Below are 20,337 nucleotides of genomic sequence, written 5' to 3' on the forward strand. Positions count from 1 at the left end.
CGCGCGGCGCCCCACTCGGTAGATTGCATCTGCACGGTGGCAGCGGCGGTGCCGGGGAGGGCGCATCGCGCGGAACACCGGGAACGGGGAGTGCGCCACATGCTGGATCCCATTTCGCTGACAGCCGTCTCGGCGGTGCTCGGTGCGGTCGGCTCGGGAATGGCCAACGAGGCCGGAAGATGGGCGTGGGAGTCGACCGGCGGATACGTCCGCCGCATCGTCGGCCGCGAGATCCCGGCGCCCGTCGCACCCGGCGAACTCGACGCGGTGGCGCTCATGGTGTCGGAGCGGCTCCGCCAGGACCCCCGGCTCGCCTCCTCCTGGACGGCGTTCGCGAACCGGGTGAGCGGCACCGGCCGAGGCGCGGCAGCGCACTTCGCGCCGCGTCCCGGGCAGCCCGGACTCCCCGCCTCGACACGGTTCTTCACCGACCGCAGGGAGGCGCTGAAGAGCCTCGACCGCGAGGCGTCGCGGCGCGCGGACGGCACCCCGAGGCTGGCCCTGGTGCACGGCGCCGAAGGCATGGGCACCAGCACGCTGGCGGTGCACTGGGGGGTACGCCGGGCCGGCCTGTTCCCGGACGGTCAGCTCTACGCGGATCTGGCGGCCGGCACCACCGCGGTGCGCGGTACGGGGACCGTGCTGCGCGGCCTGCTGCGGGAACTCGGCGTGCCCGCAGAGGAGATGCCGACCGCCGCCGACCAGCTGAGTGAGTTCTTCCGAGGCTGGGTGGCGGACCTGAGGCTGCTGATCGTCCTCGACCACGTGCACTCGGCCGCCCAGATCCGGCCGCTCCTCACCTCCGCGCCATCCGTGTTCACGATCGTGGTGGCCCGCAGCCCGTTCCCCGGCCTCGACGCGGTGCGCGTTCCCGTCGGCCCGCTGGCGGACAAGGACGCGGTACGGCTGCTGACCCAGCTCCTGGACAAACCGGCGATCGCCGCGGCCCGCGCCACCCTGCCCTCCGTCCTCGCCCGGTGCGGCGGATCGCCGTACGCCCTGCGCGCGGCGGCGCCACGGCTCACAGAGCCCGTCCCCGGTACGCAGGCCGGCGGCGACCCCGTACGGGCGGCGGCGCAGGACACCTACGGCGCGCTGGACCCGGGGACGGCGCGGCTGTACCGCCTGCTGGCGGTACGCGAATGGCCCGCCCTGGACGCGGCGGTGGCCGCCCGCGTCGCCGGGGTGACGCCGCAGGACGCCGAGCGGGGGCTGGACGAACTGGCGGACGGGCTCCTGCTGGAGCGCAACACCACTGCCGACGGCCGGGCCCGCTACCACTACCGCCCGGCGGTCCGCGGACATGCCGAGTCCGTCGCCGTACAGGAGGACGGCATCGCCGGCTGCTCGGCCGCGATGGCCCGCGCCCTGCGCTGGTACGTCGATCTGTCGACATCCGCGGCGCATCAGGCGCTGCCCGAGAGCTGGCGGGTCCCCGCGCCCTCCGGCAACCGCGAGACCCCGGCCTTCGAAAGCCGGGGCGAGGCGCTCGACGCACTGATCGCCGAGTCCGGCAACCTGATCCAGGCAGTCCACTGTGCGGAGGAATCCGGCGACCCGGCCTCGGCCGTACGACTGTGCCGTTCCCTGTGGCCGCTGCAGCTCAAGGCGGGCCGCCACGAGATGCTGCTGCCCGCCCTGCGCGCCGGAGCACGGCTCGCCGACGCCCACCTGCCGGGAAGCGCGGACGCGGGAGCCCTGCACGCCCAACTCGCGCACACGCTGACCGAGCTGAGCCTCTGGGACGAGGCGGAGGCGGAAGCGCTCGCGGCCGGGCGGGCCGAGGCGGCGGCGGGGCACAAGCGGGGCCATGCGTCGGCGACGGAGTTCCTCGGACTGCTGAGGCTTCGCCAGTGGCGGTTCCAGGAGGCGTACGAGTGCTTCGAGGAGGCGGACGCCGTGCTGGTCACGATCGGGGCGGGGGACGCAGGCACTGCCGACGTCCCCCGCGCACGTGCCCTGCTGGAACGCCACCGGGGCCGTGCCCTGCGCGGCCTCGGCAGGTTCGAGGAGTCCAGGGACCGGCTGGGGACGGCGCTGCGTCACTTCCGCGCGGACGGCGACACGTACAACACGGCCCGGTCGCTGACCGACCTGGCCGAGACCTGGCTGGACGAGTCGGACACCGCCGCCGCGCGCCCCCTGGTGGAGGCGGCGATCACGACGCTGAGCGGCCAGAGCGCCGAGTACCACGTGGCGCATCTGCGGTCCATGCGCGAGCGCTGCACGGCCGGGGAGCACGGCACCGGCTGAAGCGGGTCACCCGGCGGGCAGACCGGTGACCCGCACCCGCACACTCCGGGCCCCGGCCCGGACGGTGAACCCGCCGTCATCCAGCAGGGTCACGAGCCGCTCCGCCATGACGTCGTCGCCGGCGCCCCCGGCCCCCAGCAGCGCATGGAGGGCGGAGGCGGCGGCAGCCGGGTCCACGGGGGCCTCCGCCGGGGACGTCAGGCCGAGCAGCCGCCCGCCCCTCGGCCTGACGACACACTCGGACGGGCCGACCGTGAAGGCGGCCAGCGCACAGCCGGGGTGACGGTGCAGCACTTCGGCCGTCCAGACCGCCGGAGACCCGAACCGGGGATCGTCGGGCCGGCCGTCGCGGAAGACGACGTCGGCCAGCTCCAGCCCGTCCACGTCGCGGGTGTCCTCGTGCACGGCGATGTGCGCGTCACCGCCCGCGTACTCGGCCGAGGACGGCGGCCCCGCCCAACGGGCCATCGAGACCTCGCCCGGCCGCGTCACCCGGGTCAGTACGTGGAGGGGCACCGTGACGGACACCGGCTCATGGCCGGGCAGCGGCAACGGCTCCAGCGAGGCGGCCCACTCCGGCTCCGCCGCACCCATCATCGAGTAGAAGAGGGACCGCAGTCGGACCGCGGCCTCACCCGGTACGGAGGTCGTGTACTCGGCGGGCCCCGGCAGCGGCCGGTGGTGCTCCAGGAGCCGGTCGATCTGCTCGCGCAGCGGCGCACCGGGGTCCAGCCGGGGCGCCACCCGCATGAAGTCGGAGATCGGTGCCCCGGGATCGAGCTCGTGCAGCGGCGCCGCCGCCAGCAGCACCGGAGTGCCGAGCGCCGCCGCGTAGAAGGTGACGGACCCGTGGTCCCCGACCACCGCGTCGGCCGCCACCAGCGCCTGCCGCCATCCCTCCAGCGGATCGATCAGCACCAGCCCGCGGCGCCGCGCCCGGTCGAGCCAGGCCCGGACCTGGCCGGGGCCGTGCCCGTGCCAGATATTGGGGTGCAGGACGGCGGCGAACCGGTACTCGTCCACGGGGAACTCGCCTGCGAGCCGGGGCAGCAGCGCGGGCAGGAGGTCGTCGCCGCCCGCGCCGCCGTCCCCGAAGAAGGACGCCGGATTCCACGTGGAGTTGAGGACGATCAGCCGTTGCCCGGACCGTACCCCGAGCGCCCGGCGGAAGCGCTCGCGGTAGGGGCGGGCGGCGAGTGCGCGGTCGAAGCAGGGATCTCCGGCGAGCACGGCGGTCGGCGCGGCCTCGGGACACGCGGCACGCAGCCGGTCGCACTGCTCTGGATGGGAGAGGACGAGAGCGTCCGCGATGGGTACGCCGTCCGCGAGGACCCACTGCGGGGCCTGTCCGAACACGGGCACAGGGCTGGGCTCCGCCCCGGCCCCGGCCTCAGTGTCCGGTGTCCGGTGTCCGGTGTCCGGTGTCGCCAGCCTCTTAGTGTATCCGACACCGTGCGAGAGGACGGCCAACTTGCTTGACAGGAGGTCCAGTTGGCCACCGAAGCTGGCGGAGACGGCCAGGTCCACCGGCGTTTCGAGGGCCTGTTCCCACGGCAGCACCGGCACTCCGGTTCCGGCGAGGAGCTCGGCCGTGCCGGCCGAGAACGCCGAGGACTCCGGGCAGGTGGCGAGGAGCTGGATCCGCAGATCGCCGTCGAAGAGCGGCAGCACGTCCAGGAGCCGGGTGGCGGAGGTCACGTTGTGCACGACGACCAGCACCCGCAGGCACTTCCCGCGGGTGGCCCACCGCACGGCACCGTCCCCGACCGGCACTCGCAGCCATCCGGCCCGCCCTTGTGTCACCCGCGCCCCCACTCGGCCCATGGGCCGCGCGACTGCCCGGCCGACCAGCCACGATATCCAATCGGCCCGGCCGGGCGCCCTGTCAGGCGGCCATCGCCACGGAAGTCTTCCGGAGCACTGGGCCAGGGGCCGCGCCGCTCTTCCGGTCCCCGAAGACCACCACCCGCAGCAGGGCGAACCGCCCGACCCCGGCCAGCGCCGACGCCGACAGGTACACGGTCTGCTCGACCAGGGCCGACGGCTCGGAGCGGAACGCGTACAGGCAGAGCAGCGCCCCGGTCGTGAAGGCGTAGCTGACGGCGACGGTCAGCCCGGACTGGAGGTGCACGCCCCACCCGCGGCGCTCGCTGCGGAACGACACCCGGCTGTGCAGCTCGGTGGCTATCACCGTGGACACCACGGTCACCAGCGCGTTCGCCAGGGCCAGTGGCATCCGGTCGTGGAGCAGTACCAGCACCGCGCTGGAGGCGACCCCGACCCCGCCGCCGCATACCACGAAGCGCACGAATGCCGCGACAAGGGCGTGGGGCGTGCGCGTCGGCTGGCGGGGTGGGGCGGCGGTCACGGGGTTCCTCCGGAGGCTGTGCGGGGCGGTACGAACATCTCACCCCAGAATCTACGGACCCGGCGTCCTCCCCACGACCCGGTTTCTCCCCGACCTTCCTGGGGGTTGTCCCCCAGGGGATCCGGGGGGACAACCCGCCCCGGAACAGCCGCGGTCGGCCCGCACGGCACTCGCCGTGCGCGTCAGTCCGCCCGCACCGAGGGCTGTCGCGGTCCGCGGAATGTGGTGCGGAGCGCGTCGGCGCCGGACTCCTTGAGCCAGTCCGCGAGGGTGCGCAGTCCGGGGTGCACGACGCGCAGTGCCTCGATGTCCGCGTGCCAGCGCGCACCGGCTGCCCAGCTGTTCCTGACGTGGGCGATCTCCGGACCGAGCGACGTGGCCTCGTCGTGGGTGAGCTGGTGATAGCGCACGGTCGTGCCGGTCGCTTCCGTGATGGCGGCGACCGCCTCCGTCGGGGTCGGCGCGTCCCCGGCCAGCTCCAGCGTCCGGCCGGCGAACCGGTCCGGGGAGTCGAACGCCAGCCCGGCGAACTCCGCGATGTCCTCCACCGCGATGACCTGGACAGGTTCGTCCGGCGGGAAGACGTGCCGGTGCACACCGTCGACGATGCCGCCCAGGCCGATGTCCCACGAATCGAGGAAGTTCGACATGAACCGCACGGGACGCAGCACCGTCACCAGACCGATCCGCTCACGCAGGTAGTCCTCGATCCGCTCCTTGCCCCGAGCTGTGGGCAGCCGGTCCGGAGTGGACGCGATACCGGTGAACACGACGTGCTCGACTCCGGCTGCCGCCGCCGCGTCCGCGAGAGCCCGGCCGCGGGAGAACTCCCGCTCCGCGTCGGTGCCTCCCGGCCCGTACGCGAGCGGAGGCACGGCGAAGAGCCCCGCCGCACCTTCCAGCGCCGCCGGAAGACTCGAAGGATCGTCGAAGTCGCCGAGGGCCAGTTCGGCCCCGGCGGCCCGCAGCGCGAGGGCCGCCGGGGCGGTCGTGTCACGTACGAGCGCACGCACCGGCGTGCCGGCCGCCAGAAGCCGGCGTGCGGTGGCGCCGCCCTGTTTGCCGGTCGCACCGGTCACGGCCACGAGCCGGGCAGCGGGACGAGAACCGGGAACGGAAGAGGTGGGCCGTGCCGGGTGAGCAGTCATGTCGTCCTCCGCCCCGGGGAGTTCGAGGGCCTCGTCAGCGTGGCGGCCCCGGGGACGGTGTGGAATCCTGCACGCGGTTGAAGGCGACGGACAAGGAATACGTGACATGGCTCCTGCTCCCTCCGGCACCGGCCGGGCCGATGCCCGCCGCAACCGCGCGAAGGTGCTCGCCGCAGCCGTTCAGGCGTTCACCGTCAAGGGACTCGATGTCTCCCTCAGCGAGATCGCACGGCAGGCCGGGGCGGGCACAGGCACCGTGTACCGGCACTTCCCGAGCAAGGAGAACCTGCTGGAGGCCGTACTCGTCCAGCATGTCGAAGATCTGGTCGCAGCGGCTCGCCGGTGGGCCGCGCAGGCCCCTCCGGCCGCGGCGTTCTTCGGTTTCCTCCTGGAGACCATCGACACGTCGTCCGGACGCAAGCACGTCTGCGACCTCGTGACCACGGACACCAGCTGGCCGCGCCCGATGCTCGCCGCGTCCGGGCACCAGTTCCAACAGGCGCTGACCGACCTGCTCCGCGCAGCTCAGCGGGCCGGTGGAGTCCGTGCGGACCTGGGCCCGGACGACATCGCCGTACTCATTGTCGGGTGCGCGACGATGCGGGCCGCCCACCGGGACAGGGCCGCCGGAGTCCGCATGGTCCACCTGGCGCTGGAGGGCTTGCGGGGAAACGCTCCGGTCACGGAAGGGCGGATGTTTCGTTACCCACCCGACAGGCGTCACGCAACGAGACCGCGATGCGAGGAGTGCGGGGCCGAGTTCGACGCCAAGACCGTGGGGCGCCCCGCACGCTACTGCGGCGCGACGTGCCGGCAGCGGGCCCACCGGCGTCGCAGCGGGCGATGAGGCCCGGTCGCAGGAGCCTCTCGGCGCGTGCGAGCAGGAGCGCGAAAGCCACGGCCCGGCACCGAGTGTTCGGCCGAACGCCACCGTGTGCACACTGCACGGGTCTTCCGTCGGACCGCCGGTTCTGGAACACTCCTGTCGTTTTCGCCCTTATGTTTCCTCACCCCACAGAGGCCCCCACTCATGGCAGAACTCAACCGTCGCCGCCTCCTGCAACTCGCCGGAGGCACGGTCGCCTTCAGCGCGTTGTCGAGCAGCATCGCCCGCGCCGCCGCACTGCCCGCGAAGGGCCGTACGGGCACGCTCCAGGACGTCGAGCACATCGTCGTACTGATGCAGGAGAACCGTTCCTTCGACCATTACTTCGGCACCATGAAGGGTGTGCGCGGCTTCGGTGACCCGCGTCCGGTCACGCTGCCCGGCGGAAAGCCGGTCTGGCACCAGAAGGACCTCCTCGGCAAGGAGGTGCTGCCGTTCCGGCCGCCCGCCGACGACCTCGGGCTGCAGTTCCTCCAGGACCTGAACCACGACTGGGCCGGTGGGCACCGGGCGTTGAACAAGGGCGCGTACGACCAGTGGGTGCCCGCCAAGACCGCCACGACGATGGCCCACCTCACACGTGAGGACATCCCGTTCCACTACGCCCTCGCCGACGCGTTCACCGTCTGCGACGCGTATCACTGCTCGTTCCTCGGCTCGACCGACCCGAACCGCTACTACCTGTGGAGCGGGTACACCGGCAACGACGGTACCGGCGGCGGTCCCGTGCTCGGCAACGACGAGGCGGGCTACGGCTGGAAGACCTACCCCGAGCGGCTGGAGGAGGCCGGGGTGTCGTGGAAGGTCTACCAGGACATCGGTGACGGGCTCGACGCCGCCGGTTCGTGGGGGTGGATCGACGACGCCTACCGGGGGACGTACGGCGACAACTCGCTCCTCTACTTCAACAGTTATCGCGACGCCAAGCCCGGCGACCCCCTCTTCGACAAGGCGCGCACCGGGACCGACGTCAAGAACGGCGACGGGCTCCTCGACGATCTCAAGGCCGACGTCCGGGCCGGGACGCTCCCCAAGATCTCCTGGGTCGTCTCGCCCGAGGCCTACAGCGAGCACCCCAACTGGCCCGCGAACTACGGTGCCTGGTACATCTCGCAGGTGCTGGACGCGCTGACCTCCGACCCCGAGGTCTGGGGCCGGACCGCCCTCTTCATCACCTACGACGAGAACGACGGCTTCTTCGACCACGTCGTGCCGCCGTTCGTGCCGTCCGGCGCGGCGCAGGGGCTGTCCACCGTGGACACCTCCGCCGACCACTTCCCCGGCGACATCCGGTACGCGGCCGGGCCGTACGGGCTCGGGCAGCGCGTGCCCATGACGGTCGTGTCCCCGTGGAGCACCGGGGGGTTCGCGTGTTCCGAGGTCTTCGACCACACCTCCGTCATCCGGTTCATGGAAGAACGCTTCGGTGTGCACGAGCCCAACATCTCGCCCTGGCGGCGTGCTGTCTGCGGCGATCTCACCTCGGCCTTCGACTTCCGCACGACGGACACCGCGCCCGCCTCGCTGCCCTCCACGGACGCATACGCGCCGCCGGACGGGGAGCGGCACCCCGACTACGTTCCGGTGCCGCCGGTCTCCGGCAGTGTGCCGAAGCAGGAGTCCGGCACGCGGCCCACCCGGCCACTGCGGTACGCGCCGCTCGTGGACGGGGCGGCAGACCCGGGCACCGGGAAGTACCAGCTCACCTTCAGTGGCGGGGACGCGGCCGGAGCGCAGTTCCTGGTGACGTCCGGCAATCGCGGCGACGGGCCCTGGACCTACACCACAGAGGCGGGCAAGTCGCTCTCCGACAGCTGGAACACGGCCTACTCCAGTGGCGTGACCGACCTCACGGTCCACGGTCCGAACGGGTTCCTGCGGACCTTCAGGGGTCCCGGCAAGTCGGCCGGGCCGGAGGTGACGGCGCGTCACAACCCGGCGAGCGGAGCTCTCGAACTGACTCTCACCCAGGCCGGCACGGAGACCGTCCAGCTGACGGTGCGCAACGCGGACGCCTACGGCGGCGGGGCGCAGACCTTCGCGGTGCGGGCCGGCTCGACCGTGAAGCACACCGTTGACCTGCGCGGAAGCAAGCGCTGGTATGACATCGAGGTGATCTCGGACGCGGACGCCACCTTCCTTCGCCGGTTCGCCGGACACGTCGAGACGGGTGAGGCGGGAACGAGCGACCCGGGCCTGGTCACCGGCTGACCGGCCGGCCCGGGAGCGGTGAGCGGCAGCCGGGCTGTCATCGGAGAGCGGTGGGGACGCACGGGCCGGGTCCGGCCCTGCCCGTGCGTTCCTGACCGACCGTCGGGCGGGCGGCCCCGTGTGTCGGGGCGCGCCCGCTCGGTGCGTTAGGGTTTTTGCCGGGTCATGAGTTCCAGTGCGCAGCCCCGGCTTGCTGGACGGCACCCCGCTCCGCTGCGGGTGCTCCGGGTGACGACCTGCCCCGTGCGCGAGGTACGGGGAACAGCGGACCGCGGTGCAGAGCGCTCGGGGTCCATCATCCCCGGAAGGCGGGACTCGCCATGCTGCGTCATCTCCCCGAGCACGGCTCTGTGCGGAGCGAGGACTGCGAGCGGTACGCCGCAGGCCACCAAGTGCACTGGATCCACGCCAAGAAGTGTCGGCAGGAGCCCGGTCAGGCCGTCGAGATACTGCTGACCGCGGACGACGTCCGGGACGACGGCTGGATCGGACTGCGTGCCGCGTTCGACTACGCGGGCACCCTTCCACGGGTGTGGACACACGCTCCGGACGCGCTCCGGGAGACGCTCGCCGGGCACCGGGGGCGCGTGTACTGGCTCTCCCGCTGGCATGCGCTCAAGCTCGTGACCGGTGCCGACCGGGTCGCCGGACTGGTCAACGTCGCCTTTGAGGCGGGAGAGTTGTGCGGGCGCCCGGGCCCCGGGCGCTCGTAGCCGAGTCGCTGTCCGACGTCGGTACTCGGAGTCGGTACCTGGAGTCGGTCGTCAATTGTCGTGAGATGTCGACCGGTTGCTTCATTCCGAGCGCACATTTGATCGTCATTGACCGCTGTGGTGTCACATAAAATCCTTATAGTGGGCGTGCGTTGACCGCACGATCGTGACGCGTGACGCTTCCGCCACAGAAGTCAGGACGATGACGCGCCCTTCCTCCACAGAGCCCGAGCCCGCCTCGCCCCCTCCGGAGTGCCCCGCGCACGCGTGGCAGGGGGCCGTACCCCTCAGCGGGCCCTCGTTCCAGACCGAACCGCAGTCCGTCTACCGCGCCATGCGACGGGACCACGGGCCGGTCGTTCCCGTCGAACTGCCGGGCGGGTTCCCCGCCTGGCTGGTCATCGGCTACCGGGAACTCCATCAGGTCACCAGTGACGGTGAGCTGTTCCCGCGCGATGTCGGCCTGTGGAACCAGTGGGAGAACATCCCGCAGGACTGGCCACTGCTGCCCATGGTCGGGCGGCCGCTGCCGTCCATCTACTTCAGCGCGGGGGACGAGCACCGGCGCCACGCGCGGATGGTCGGACCCGCCCTCGAAGGGGCCGACCCGTTCGAGATCCGGAGCCACTGCGAGCAGTTGGCCGACCGGCTGATCGACGCCGTGTGCAGCCGGGGCACGGCCGACCTCGTCGCCGACTTCTGCGAGCCCCTTCCGGTCCTGGTCCTCGCGCGGCTGGTCGGATTCCCCGACGAGGAGGGCGCCTCCATCGCCCGGGTGCTGAAGGACCTGGCCGACGGCGGTCCGGGCGCGCAGGAGGCCCATCGGCGTTTCGGGGAGCACATGGCGCGACTCGTCGCCGCGAAGCGTGCCGCCCCCGGCGACGACGTGACCTCCCGGATGCTCGCGTTCCCCGAGGCCTTCACCGACGAGGAGTACATGCTCGACCTGATGGCCATCACGGCCGCCGGGCACCTCACCACCGCCGACTGGATCAGCAACTCGCTGCGGCTGATGCTCACGGAGGACGAGTTCGCGCAGTCGATGGCGGGCGGCCGGCGCAGCGTGGCCGAGGCCATGAACGAGGTGCTCTGGGAGGACGGGCCGACGCAGATCCTCGCCGGACGCTGGGCCGCCCGCGACACCCGGCTCGGCGGACGGCCGGTCAGGGCGGGGGACATGCTGCTGCTCGGGCTCGGCGCCGCCAACACCGATCCGCTGATCCGGCAGAGCCTGACCGGCGGCGGCTCCTCCGCGCAGGGCGGCAACGGCGCCCATCTCGCCTTCAGCCACGGCGAGTACCGCTGCCCCTTCCCCGCTCAGGAGATCGCGGAGACCATCGCGCGTACCGGCATCGAGGTGCTGCTCGACCGCCTGCCCGACCTGGAGCTCCGGGTCCCCGTCGCGGACCTGGTGCGACGGCCCTCCGCGTTCCTGCGCGGGAACACCGCGCTGCCCGTTCGGTTCACCCCCGTTCGTACGACAGGAGACCTCTCGTGAACTGCCCTCACGCCGCCGCGCACGCCGCCACCCCGGACGGCGGAACCGTCGTCATCGACCCCATGGTCCAGGACCTGGACGGTGAGACGGCGAGGCTGCGCGAGGCCGGCCGGCTCGCCCGGATCGAGCTGCTCGGCGTACCCGCCTGGACGATCACCCGGCACGCCGACGCCCGCCAACTCCTGGTCGACCCGAGGCTGGTGAAGGACCTCGACGCCTGGGGGCTGTGGCAGAGCGGCGAGGTGACGCACGCGTGGCCGCTCATCGGGATGATCGACGCCGGGCGGTCCATGTTCACCGTGGACGGCGCCGAGCACCGGCGGCTGCGCACCAAGACCTCCCAGGCGCTCACCCCCCGCCGGCTGGAGGCCGTCAGGCCCGACATCGAGAAGTTCACCGAGGAACTGCTGGACGCGCTCGCGGACGGCGGCAGGGACGGGTCCGTCGTCGACCTCAAAGCGGTGTTCGCGCAGCCGCTGCCGATGCGGGTCGTCGGCATGCTCATGGGCGTGGACCCCGCCGAGAACGCCATGCTGACCAGACAGTACAAGGCCTTCTTCTCCATGCTCACCCCGCAGGACGAACGGCTGTCCCTGCTGGCCGAGTTGGACGTCTTCTACGCCGGGCTGGTCCGCGAGAAGGCCGCACGGCCCACCGACGACCTGACCTCCGCGCTCATCCTCGCCGACGAGGGCGGCGAGCCGCTCACCGAGGAAGAGGTGGTGGGCAATCTCAAGGCGATGGTCGCGGCCGGCCACGAGACCACCATCGGGCTCATCCTCAACGCGGTACGCGCCCTCCTGTCCCACCCGGAACAGCTGCGGATGGTCCTCGACGGGGAGGTCTCCTGGGAGACGGTGATAGAGGAGACGCTGCGGTGGGACACCCCGACCACCCATCTGCTGATGCGGTTCGCGACCGAGGACATCCAGGTGGGTGACGACGTCATAGCCAAGGGCGAGGGCGTGGTCGTCTCGTACCGGGTGATCGGCCGGGACTTCGAGCAGCACGGCGCCGACGCGGACGCCTTCGACATCACCCGCCCCGCCCCCGTCCGGCACATGACGTTCGGCCACGGACCGCACATCTGCCCCGGTGCGGCGCTCTCCCGGGTCGAGGCGGGGATAGCGCTGCCCGCGCTCTTCGCCCGGTTCCCCGGACTGCGGCTCGCGGTGCCGGACGCGGACATCCGCAAGCTCCCGGTGATGACCCAGAACGACATGGAGGCCTTCCCCGTACTGCTCGACGCCTGAACCGGGCCGGACGGCATATCGTGGCGGTGGCCGTACGGGCGACCGCCACGGGCCACCGCCTTCGGAAGGCGCGTGTCGAGGTGCGTGTGTCGAAGCGCTTCGACGGCTGTATGGACACGCTGTGCCAGCAGGTCTAGGCTCGCACCATCCGTACGCGCCCAAGGTGATGGGTGGGGTGTCGAAGCGCTTCGCCGCAATGGTGTCCGACTGAAGCCGCCCCTCCGCGTGCCGGTGTCCGATGTCGTTCCGTGATGGAGAGCCGAATGGTCACCCTTGCCGAGGTCGCACAGCACGCCGGAGTCTCCGCCAGCACGGTGAGCTACGTCCTCAGCGGGAAGCGGTCCATCTCGGTCCCCACCCGGGAACGGGTGGAACGGAGCATCAAGGAGCTCGGCTACCACCCCAACGCCGGTGCGCGGGCGCTCGCCAGCAGCCGGTCGAACATCATCGCGCTCATGGTGCCGCTGCGTACCGACATGTACGTCCCCGTGATGATGGAGATCGCCATCGCCGTCGCCACGACGGCCCGCGTCCACGGCTACGACGTCCTGCTGCTGACCGGCGAGGAGGGCCCCGCCGCCGTACGCCGGATCGCCGGCAGCTCGCTCGCCGACGCCATGATCCTCATGGACGTCGAACTGCACGACGAACGGCTGCCGCTGCTGCGCGAGACCGACCGCGCCGCCGTGCTCATCGGGCTGCCCGCGGATACCACCGGGCTCACCTGCGTGGACCTCGACTTCGAGGCGACCGGGGCGCTCTGCGTCGAGCACCTGGCCGGACTCGGGCACCGTGAGGTCGCGGTGATCGGTGAGGCTGCGGCGGTGTACGAGCGGCACACCGGATTCGCCGAGCGGACCGTCGACGGAGTACGGGCCAAGGCACGGGAGGCCGGCGTGCGGGTCCTGCACCGGCCCTGCGAGGGCGGCTATCCCGCGATGGCACAGACCCTTTCGCGGATATTCGACGAGCGCCCCGGCACCACCGGCTTCATCGTGCAGAACGAGTCTGCGGTGGAGCCGCTGCTCAATCTCCTGCGGCAGCAGGGCCGGGCGGTGCCGGAGGACGTGTCCGTGGTCGCGATCTGCCCCGAGCAGGTGGCTTCCCAGGCATCGGTCCGGCTGACCTCGGTGGCCATCCCCGCGCAGGAGATGGGGCGCCGCTCGGTCGGACAGGTCGTCGCCAAGCTCTCCGGCCGGGGCACCGACGAAACGGAGCTGCTGGCACCGGAGCTGACGGTACGGGAGAGCACCGGGCCCGCCCCGAGGTGACACCGCACACCTGTGCGCGCACGAGCCGGCCCACGCGAGGGGACCGGCTCCCTCTGTGTGTGCGGCTCAGCTCGCGGAGACACCGAAGAGCATGACCTCGTAGTCGTATTCGGTGTCCCAGATCCGATCAGAGCCGCCACTGCCGTTGCCGGGGCCAGTGCGAACCCGGTGTGAGCGTGCGGGTGCGTGGTGCCATGGTCGTCCCTCCATGGTGGGTGGGGGAGCGCTACCGTGGCCCCAGTTCGAGGACGCGGTCCACGCCGGCCGTCAGCTCCAGCGGAGCAGCGGTCGATCCGGCGGAGGAATCGGTGAGTGTGCTGCCGCCGCCCGTGCGGACATCGACGCGGGCGTCACGGGTGGGGTGCAGCACCGCGGTCGCGGTGCCGTCGGCGCACCAGCGCAGATCCAGACCCGCGCCGAACCTGGTCCGGATCCCGAGCAGTTCACCGCTGGGGCAGCCGGTGAGCGGTGCGGGCAGCAGGACCAGCCGGTGGGGTGTCGACTGGACGAGCGACTCGATGACCGCCGCGGGCAGCGCGTGGGCGGCGTCCGCGTTGTAGACGTCACGCCCCGGATAGTGCGCGCTCATCAGGGAGTCGTGGAAGAAGTCGCCCGCGAGCACGGCGTTCAGCGCGGCGGAGGCCCTCGCCCCGTCCCGCAGCCGCGCGGCGACCAGCGCGTGGTGCAGATGGCCGTGGGCGGAGTCGTTCTCCGAGCCGCGCAGCTCCAGCGCGCGATGCGCCGCGGCCGACAGCTCGGGGGTGTCGTACGGGTTGATCGCGTCCAGCGGCCACACCGGGTAGAGGTGACTGAGATGGCGGTGGTCGTCGTTCTCCTTCAGGCCCGGCCACGCCCATTCCGCGAGGGCGCCGTCCCCGTTGACGCGGAAGTCGGGGAGCCGGGCAGCCAGGTCGCGCCGCCGGGCGGCCGCCGGGCGGTCGGGGGAGCGGTCCGCCGACACGGTCAGCGCATGACGGGCGGCGGCGAGGTCCATCGTCGCGTTCACCGTCACCCAGCTCGCGTTGGCGGGCCGGTTCTCCGGCGAGTAGGAGGGCACCAGGGCGACGGCCCCGTCCGGGCCCGTACGGGTCAGGAAGTCCTCGTAGAACAGGGCCGCCTCGTCCAGCGCCTCGACCAGTCGCGGGTCCGTCACTCCGCCGGCCTCGGCGTGCGCGAGCAGCGGCTCCAGGAGCCAGTCCGCACCGGCCGTCCACAGATGCAGCGGATATGCGCGCTGGTAGTGGCGGGTGTGGCCGGATTCACCGTCGGTGTGGGAGGGGGCGACGATGCCCCGCGCTCCGAAGACCGCCCGCGCGTTGTCCCGCCAGTCACCGAGCTGGCCGTACACCAGGGCGGCTTGCGCCAGGGACACCTCCGGCAGCGCCGCGGCCGCCGCGGAGGCGATCTGGAGGTTGAGATTGGCGTTGGTGGTGAACGCCCCCGACCAGGCGGTGTCCCAGTCGCCCGTCCACAGCCCCGTCAGCCGGGGCGGCAGCACACCGGAGGACGAGAGCAAGTGGTAGCGCCCCGCCGCGAACAGCCGCTCCAGCAGCGCGGGGCTGCCCGCGAGGCACACCAACTCGCTGCCGGGCAACAACCGTTCCGCCGGATCCGTGTCCAGGGTGAGGGAGGCCCGCTCGAAGGCGGGACGGTGCAGCGCGACGTGCCGGTCGAGCAGTGCCCCGTAGCCGTCCCCCGGCAGCGCGGCGCACTCCGCCGCGAGATCGAGGTCACCCGCGTGGCGCCGCACCCGGGTGAGCAGCAGCAGGCTCCTGGCCCCCTCGACGCGGATGCCCTCGCCCGATACGGAGACCCGCCCGCCGTCCGCCCGGACGACGGCCACCCCGGTGTACGCCGACTCGCTGTCCGGGTAGCCCGCCCGCAGCGTCAGCCTGCCGCCGCCCGGAGTCAGCGCGGTGCTGCGCCCGATCGCCAGCCGGGGCGGTGCGCCGGGCAGGGCGTGGTCCAGGGTCAGGTCCACCGCGAGCCCGGGGCCGGTCACCCGCTGCACGATCACGTCGTGCGCGCGGGAGACGAAGACCTGGCTGCGCCGGCCCTCGCTGACGGCCGTGATCTCACCCGTGGCGAAGTCGACCGTGCGCCGGTAGCCGGTGTACGCCGGGTCGTCACCGGGGACGGGCACAGAGGCGGGGTCGGGCACCGAGCCGGGGACGGGGCGGATCCTGGTCTGGAACGCCGGGTGGAAGGGCTGCACCCAGACCAGTGGCCGCCCCGCGCCGAACCGCTCACCCGCTGTGGTGTCCCCGGCGAGCAGGGCATCCCGCAGCCCCTCGATCCGGTGCGCCAGCTCGGGCGGGCGGAGGTGCTCGCTGCCGTTGGGCCGGACCAGCGTGTGGTGGTTGACGATGACCCGGTCGTCGGCCGGGTCCCCGTACACCATGGCGCCGTGCCGGCCGTTGCCGCCGAGAAAGGCGTCCTCCCAGCGGGCGGCGGGGCGGGGCTCCCAGGTGCCGTCGATGTGCGCGCGCCCGGTCACGGCGCGGGGTTTCTCAGTACGGCCACACCGTGCCGGCCCAGCTCCACCTGGCCCCGCACCGCACGGCCGGTCAGCAGGTCCTCCGGGGCGCCGGGCACGGTCACGGTGACCGGGGCCCGCCCGTGGTTGAGCAGGAAGAGCAGCTCGCCGCGGCGGACCGCCTCCACCCCGTCGGGCAGCCCCGCCAGCACCGGCTGCGCCCCGGCCTCCCGGGCCACCCCGCCCAGCAGCGCGCGCAGCGCCTCCGGTTCCGGGAGCGTCGACAGGTACCAGGCCCGGCCCCGGCGCAGCACCGCGGGCAGCCCGGCCAGCTCGCCGTCGCGGTAGGCGGCCACCACCTCTGTGCCCGCCTCCGCCTCCAGCTCCTCGGACCAGAGGCCGCCCCGGAAACCGTCGCACCGCACGGCCGCGCCCGCGTCGAGCGGCCACCACTCGTGCAGGGTCCTGATGCCGAAGAGTTCACGCAGCCGCACGTCCATGCCGCCCGGCCTGATCCGGTCGTCCACGTCCGCGACCCCGCTGAAGAACCCGCAGACCAGCCTCCCGCCGCCGCGCACGTAGGCCACGAGGTTGTCGATCGCGGTGTCGTCGAGCAGGTAGAGGTGCGGCACGGCCACCGCCCTGAACCGGCTCAGATCGGCGTCCGGCCGGGCGAACTCCGTGGCGAACCCCTCCTCCCACAGCGCCCGGTGCCAGCTCCGTACCACCTCGGTGTAGTCCAGCAGGGCGGACGGCCTGCCCTCCTGCGCGCCCGCCCACCAGGAGTCCCAGTCGTGCAGGATCGCCACGTCCGCGCCGACCCCGCTGCCGCCGACGGCCGGGCCGATCACGGCCAGCTCCGCCCCCAGACGCTTGATCTCCCGGAAGGTGCGGCCCTGTTCTCCGGCGTGGCTGAGCATCCCGGAATGGAACTTCTCCGAGCCCTGCCGGGACTGGCGCCACTGGAAGTAGCAGACGGCGTCCGCGCCACGCGCCACCGCCTGGAGCGACCAGAGCCGGTTCAGTCCCTCCGGTTTGGGGTGGTTGACCCCACGCCAGTTGACCGGCCCCGCGGCCTGTTCCATGAGCATCCACGGCCCGGCGGCCTGCGAGCGCGTCATGTCGGCGATCATCGCGTTGTACTGGCCGCCGTGCGGGTCCCGGGGGTCCGGGTAGATGTCGACGGAGACGATGTCCTCCTGCGCGGACCACGCCCAGGCGTCCTGTCCCGACCACAGCGGCATGAAGTTGGTGGTCACCGGGATGTGCGGGGTGTGCCGGGCGACGATGTCGCGCTCGGCGACGTAGCACTCCATCAGCGCGTCGGAGGTGAACCGCTTGAAGTCCAGTACCTGTGCCGGGTTCTTCATGTACTGCGCCTTGCGCGGCGGCAGGATCTCCGCCCACGCGTCGTAGCGCTGGCTCCAGAACGCGGTGCCCCAGGCCTCGTTGAGCGCGTCGACCGTGCCGTACCGGCTGCGCAGCCAGCGGCGGAAGTGGGCGGCCGTCCCGTCGCACCAGCAGTGCGTGCAGTACTCGTTGTTGATATGCCAGACGGTGAGCGCCGGGTGGTCCGCGTACCGGGCGGCGAGGTCCTCGGTGAGAGCGGCGGCGTAGCGGCGGTAGACCGGGGAGCTCGCGCAGAACTGCTGGCGCGAGCCGTACCAGATGACGGAACCGTCCTCCGCGCGCGGCAGCGTCTCGGGGTGCCGCGACCCCATCCAGGGCGGCGGGGAGGCGGTCGGGGTGGCGAGCACGACGCCGATCCCATGGGCGTGCATCAGGTCCATCAGCGTGTCCAGCCAGCCGAACTCCCTTGCGCCGGGGCGGGGTTCGATCTTCGCCCAGGAGAAGACGCCGAGGGTGACGGAGTTGACCCCGGCCTCCTTCATCAGCCGGGCGTCGTCCTCCCACACCTCCTCGGGCCACTGCTCGGGGTTGTAGTCGCCTCCGAAGAGGATGCGGCCGCGGGCCGCGTCGCGCAGGGACGGCATGGCGTCTCTCGTTCCTTGGAATGGGTTCTGCGACAGGGAGCTCGGTTGTGGATCAGCCCTTCACGGCGCCCGTGAGCATGCCCTTCTGGAAGTGCTTCTGGACGAACGGCGACAGCACCGCGACCGGGATCAGCGCGAGGATCATGACCGCCATCTGCACGGCGAGGCTGTTGATCGCCCCGCTGCTGACCGCCGCACCCATGGCGCCCGGGGGGACTTGGTGCTGGAGGACCAGCTGACGCAGGATCATCTGGAGCGGGTACTTGTCGCTGTCCTGGATGTAGAGCATCGCGTTGAACCACTGGCTCCAGTAGCCGACCGCGTAGAACAGCGAGATCACGGCGATCACCGCACGCGACAGCGGCATGATGATCTGGAGCAGGATGCGCCACTCGCCGGCGCCGTCGATGCGGGCGGCGTCGATGAGTTCGGGTGCGGTGTCCATGAAGAAGCCGCGCAGGACCAGCACGTTGAAGACGCTGATCGCGCTGGGCAAAATCATCGACCAGTAGCTGTCGCTCAGCCCGATGCCGGTGACCAGCAGATACGTCGGGATGAGACCGGCACCGAAGAACATCGTGGCCATCAGGGTCATCAGCAGCGGACGGTGCGCGTACGAATCGCGGCGGCTCAGCCCGTACGCGCACAGGACGGAGACGACCATGCTGACCACGGTGCCGACGACGGTGAGGCCGACGCTCACGGCGGCCGCGCGGGTCACCGCACCTCCGCTGAGCAGCTCCTTGTAGGCGATGAAGGTGATGTGCCTCGGCCAGACGACCAGGCCGCCGGCCTCGTTGATCGTCCTGGTGTCGGAGAGGCTGGTGACGAGCACCACCCAGATCGGGATGATCACGACCGCGCAGATCGCGACGAGACCGAATCCCTTGAAGGCGAGACCCGCCTTGGTGGGCTCCTCCTCCCACACCGGGCGGGGTTCCATGCGCAGGGCGCGCTGGAGCGGGGTCTCGGTGCGGGGCGCGGGGTCCACCGGGTCCTTCGCACGTTCCAGGAGAGTTGTCATTTCTTGGAGTACACCCCCTGCTCACCCAGCATGTGGGCGACCTTGTTGGCACCCAGCACCATGGCGACGCTGAACAGCCCCTTGAAGATCCCGGCGGCGGCCGCGTAGCCGAAGTCACCGGTCTTGATGCCCGTCCACCAGATGTAGGTGTCCAGGATTTCCGAGGCCCCGGCCCCGGCCTGGTCGCGCTGGAGCAGGATCTGCTCGAAGTCGAGGTTGAGCGCGCTGCCCACCCGCAGGACGAGCAGCAGCGCGATGACCGGGCGCAGCGCCGGCAGCGTCACGTGCCACATGCGGCGCCAGCGGCCCGCCCCGTCCACGGCGGCGGCCTCGTACAGATCGGTGTTGACGGCGGCGAGCGCGGCGAGGAAGACGATGACGCCCCAGCCGGCGTCCTTCCACACGGCCTGGGCGGAGACCAGGAACTTGAAGAAGCCCGGATTGGTCATCAGGTCGAAGCCCTCGTGACCGTGGTCGCGCAGCCACTGGGCGACCAGCCCGGCGCCGCCGAACATCTGCTGGAAGACGGTGACGACCAGCACCCAGGAGAAGAAGTGCGGCAGGTAGACGACGGCCTGCACCCAGGCCCGCACCCGGGCGCTCATGATCGTGTTGAGCAGCAGCGCGACCGCGATCGGGATGGGGAAGAAGAGGACGAGCTGTGTGACGAAGATGACCAGGGTGTTGATGAGGACTTCCCAGAAGCGGTAGTCCTCGAGGATCCGGGTGAAATTGTCGAACCCGACGAAGGGGCTGCCGGTGATGCCCAGGTCGTAGACGTCGTAGTCCTGGAAGGCCACGATGTTCCCGAGCAGCGGGATGTAGTTGAAGATCAGCAGCAGGGCGATGGCCGGCAGCGTCATCAGCACCAGGGTGCGGTCGCGCCGCAGCCGCTGGCGCCAGGTGATGCCTCCCGCCTGCGGTCCGTTCCTCACCGGTCTGCTCTTCGCCGGTCGGCTCTTCGGCGTACGGGCACGGCGGGCTCCGCTCGTCCGTGACCTGCCCGTTTGCCCGCCGGTCGGGTCCTTGCCGTCTCCCTCGCCGTCACCGGTGCCGCTGCCGCCGGCCGGGGCGTCCGCCCCGTCGGCGGTGCGGTCCGGGTCGGTCGCGACCGTGGCCCGTGGCTTCACCGTGTGCTCCCCATGTCGTGCTCTCCGCCCTGGCCGCCGGGGGTCGTGCGCCCGGCGGGCCCTCGTGCTGTCCTGCGTACGGTTGGTGCGCGTCGTACGTGTCGTACGCGCT

At 71.9% G+C, this 20,337-nt stretch carries 14 protein-coding genes and 1 riboswitch; of the genes, 7 read left to right on the forward strand and 7 right to left on the reverse strand.

All coding sequences use genetic code 11. The annotated features are described in order from the left end of the window. Positions 1-99 precede the first annotated feature (99 nt). Complete coding sequence (locus tag OG892_RS34415) at positions 100-2,253, forward strand: tetratricopeptide repeat protein (protein WP_371631136.1); 2,154 nt, start codon at positions 100-102, stop codon at positions 2,251-2,253. Positions 2,254-2,259: 6 nt separating this feature from the next. Here the strand turns inward: OG892_RS34415 and OG892_RS34420 are convergent, their stop codons facing one another. The 3 genes from OG892_RS34420 to OG892_RS34430 all read right to left on the reverse strand — a co-directional run bounded on the left by OG892_RS34420 (position 2,260) and on the right by OG892_RS34430 (position 5,700). Continuing rightward, positions 2,260-4,005, reverse strand: coding sequence for a hypothetical protein (locus tag OG892_RS34420; protein ID WP_371631137.1), 1,746 nt, complete (start codon positions 4,003-4,005; stop codon positions 2,260-2,262). Between the two features lie 133 nt (positions 4,006-4,138). After that, the gene (locus OG892_RS34425) at positions 4,139-4,621 is read right to left on the reverse strand and encodes a hypothetical protein (protein ID WP_073734307.1); all 483 of its coding nucleotides are present in this window, start codon (positions 4,619-4,621) and stop codon (positions 4,139-4,141) included. Positions 4,622-4,803: 182 nt separating this feature from the next. Then, positions 4,804-5,700: an NmrA family NAD(P)-binding protein gene (locus OG892_RS34430; protein WP_371631138.1), complete on the reverse strand. Its 897-nt coding sequence runs from the start codon at positions 5,698-5,700 to the stop codon at positions 4,804-4,806. 175 nt (positions 5,701-5,875) lie between these two features. Here OG892_RS34430 and OG892_RS34435 point away from each other — a divergent pair, with 175 nt between their 5' ends. The 6 genes from OG892_RS34435 to OG892_RS34460 all read left to right on the forward strand — a co-directional run bounded on the left by OG892_RS34435 (position 5,876) and on the right by OG892_RS34460 (position 13,601). Next, complete coding sequence (locus OG892_RS34435) at positions 5,876-6,616, forward strand: TetR/AcrR family transcriptional regulator (protein WP_371631139.1); 741 nt, start codon at positions 5,876-5,878, stop codon at positions 6,614-6,616. 183 nt (positions 6,617-6,799) lie between these two features. Further along, a complete protein-coding gene (locus OG892_RS34440; RefSeq protein ID WP_371631140.1) occupies positions 6,800-8,866 on the forward strand; it encodes a phosphocholine-specific phospholipase C in 2,067 nt (688 codons plus the stop codon). A gap of 161 nt (positions 8,867-9,027) precedes the next feature. Next, positions 9,028-9,137: riboswitch (SAM riboswitch) on the forward strand. Between the two features lie 49 nt (positions 9,138-9,186). Next, positions 9,187-9,579, forward strand: coding sequence for a hypothetical protein (locus OG892_RS34445; RefSeq protein WP_371631141.1), 393 nt, complete (start codon positions 9,187-9,189; stop codon positions 9,577-9,579). 202 nt (positions 9,580-9,781) lie between these two features. Further along, complete coding sequence (locus tag OG892_RS34450; protein WP_371631142.1) at positions 9,782-11,077, forward strand: cytochrome P450; 1,296 nt, start codon at positions 9,782-9,784, stop codon at positions 11,075-11,077. Beyond that, on the forward strand, positions 11,074-12,330 hold the full coding sequence (locus OG892_RS34455) for a cytochrome P450 (RefSeq protein WP_371631143.1): 1,257 nt from the start codon (positions 11,074-11,076) through the stop codon (positions 12,328-12,330). Before OG892_RS34450 ends, OG892_RS34455 begins: the two co-directional genes overlap by 4 nt. A 263-nt stretch (positions 12,331-12,593) precedes the next feature. Further along, positions 12,594-13,601 (forward strand): LacI family DNA-binding transcriptional regulator, encoded by a 1,008-nt coding sequence (locus OG892_RS34460; RefSeq protein ID WP_371631144.1) that lies wholly within the window; start codon positions 12,594-12,596, stop codon positions 13,599-13,601. A gap of 226 nt (positions 13,602-13,827) precedes the next feature. Here OG892_RS34460 and OG892_RS34465 read toward each other — a convergent pair whose 3' ends face one another. From OG892_RS34465 to OG892_RS34480, 4 genes are read right to left on the reverse strand one after another with little or no spacing between them, the layout of a single operon-like run. Continuing rightward, positions 13,828-16,098 carry a glycoside hydrolase N-terminal domain-containing protein gene (locus OG892_RS34465; protein ID WP_371631145.1) on the reverse strand — a complete coding sequence of 757 codons (2,271 nt, stop codon included), beginning with the start codon at positions 16,096-16,098 and terminating at the stop codon, positions 13,828-13,830. Continuing rightward, positions 16,095-18,071, reverse strand: a complete 1,977-nt coding sequence (locus OG892_RS34470; RefSeq protein ID WP_371631146.1) for a beta-galactosidase — start codon at positions 18,069-18,071, stop codon at positions 16,095-16,097. Before OG892_RS34470 ends, OG892_RS34465 begins: the two co-directional genes overlap by 4 nt. A 52-nt stretch (positions 18,072-18,123) precedes the next feature. Beyond that, on the reverse strand, positions 18,124-19,095 hold the full coding sequence (locus OG892_RS34475) for a carbohydrate ABC transporter permease (RefSeq protein WP_328864669.1): 972 nt from the start codon (positions 19,093-19,095) through the stop codon (positions 18,124-18,126). Next, a complete protein-coding gene (locus OG892_RS34480; RefSeq protein WP_371631147.1) occupies positions 19,092-20,225 on the reverse strand; it encodes an ABC transporter permease in 1,134 nt (377 codons plus the stop codon). The genes OG892_RS34475 and OG892_RS34480 overlap by 4 nt, the downstream gene beginning before the upstream one ends. Positions 20,226-20,337: the final 112 nt, after the last annotated feature.

This window comes from Streptomyces sp. NBC_00341 (assembly GCF_041435055.1).
GTDB lineage: Bacteria > Actinomycetota > Actinomycetes > Streptomycetales > Streptomycetaceae > Streptomyces.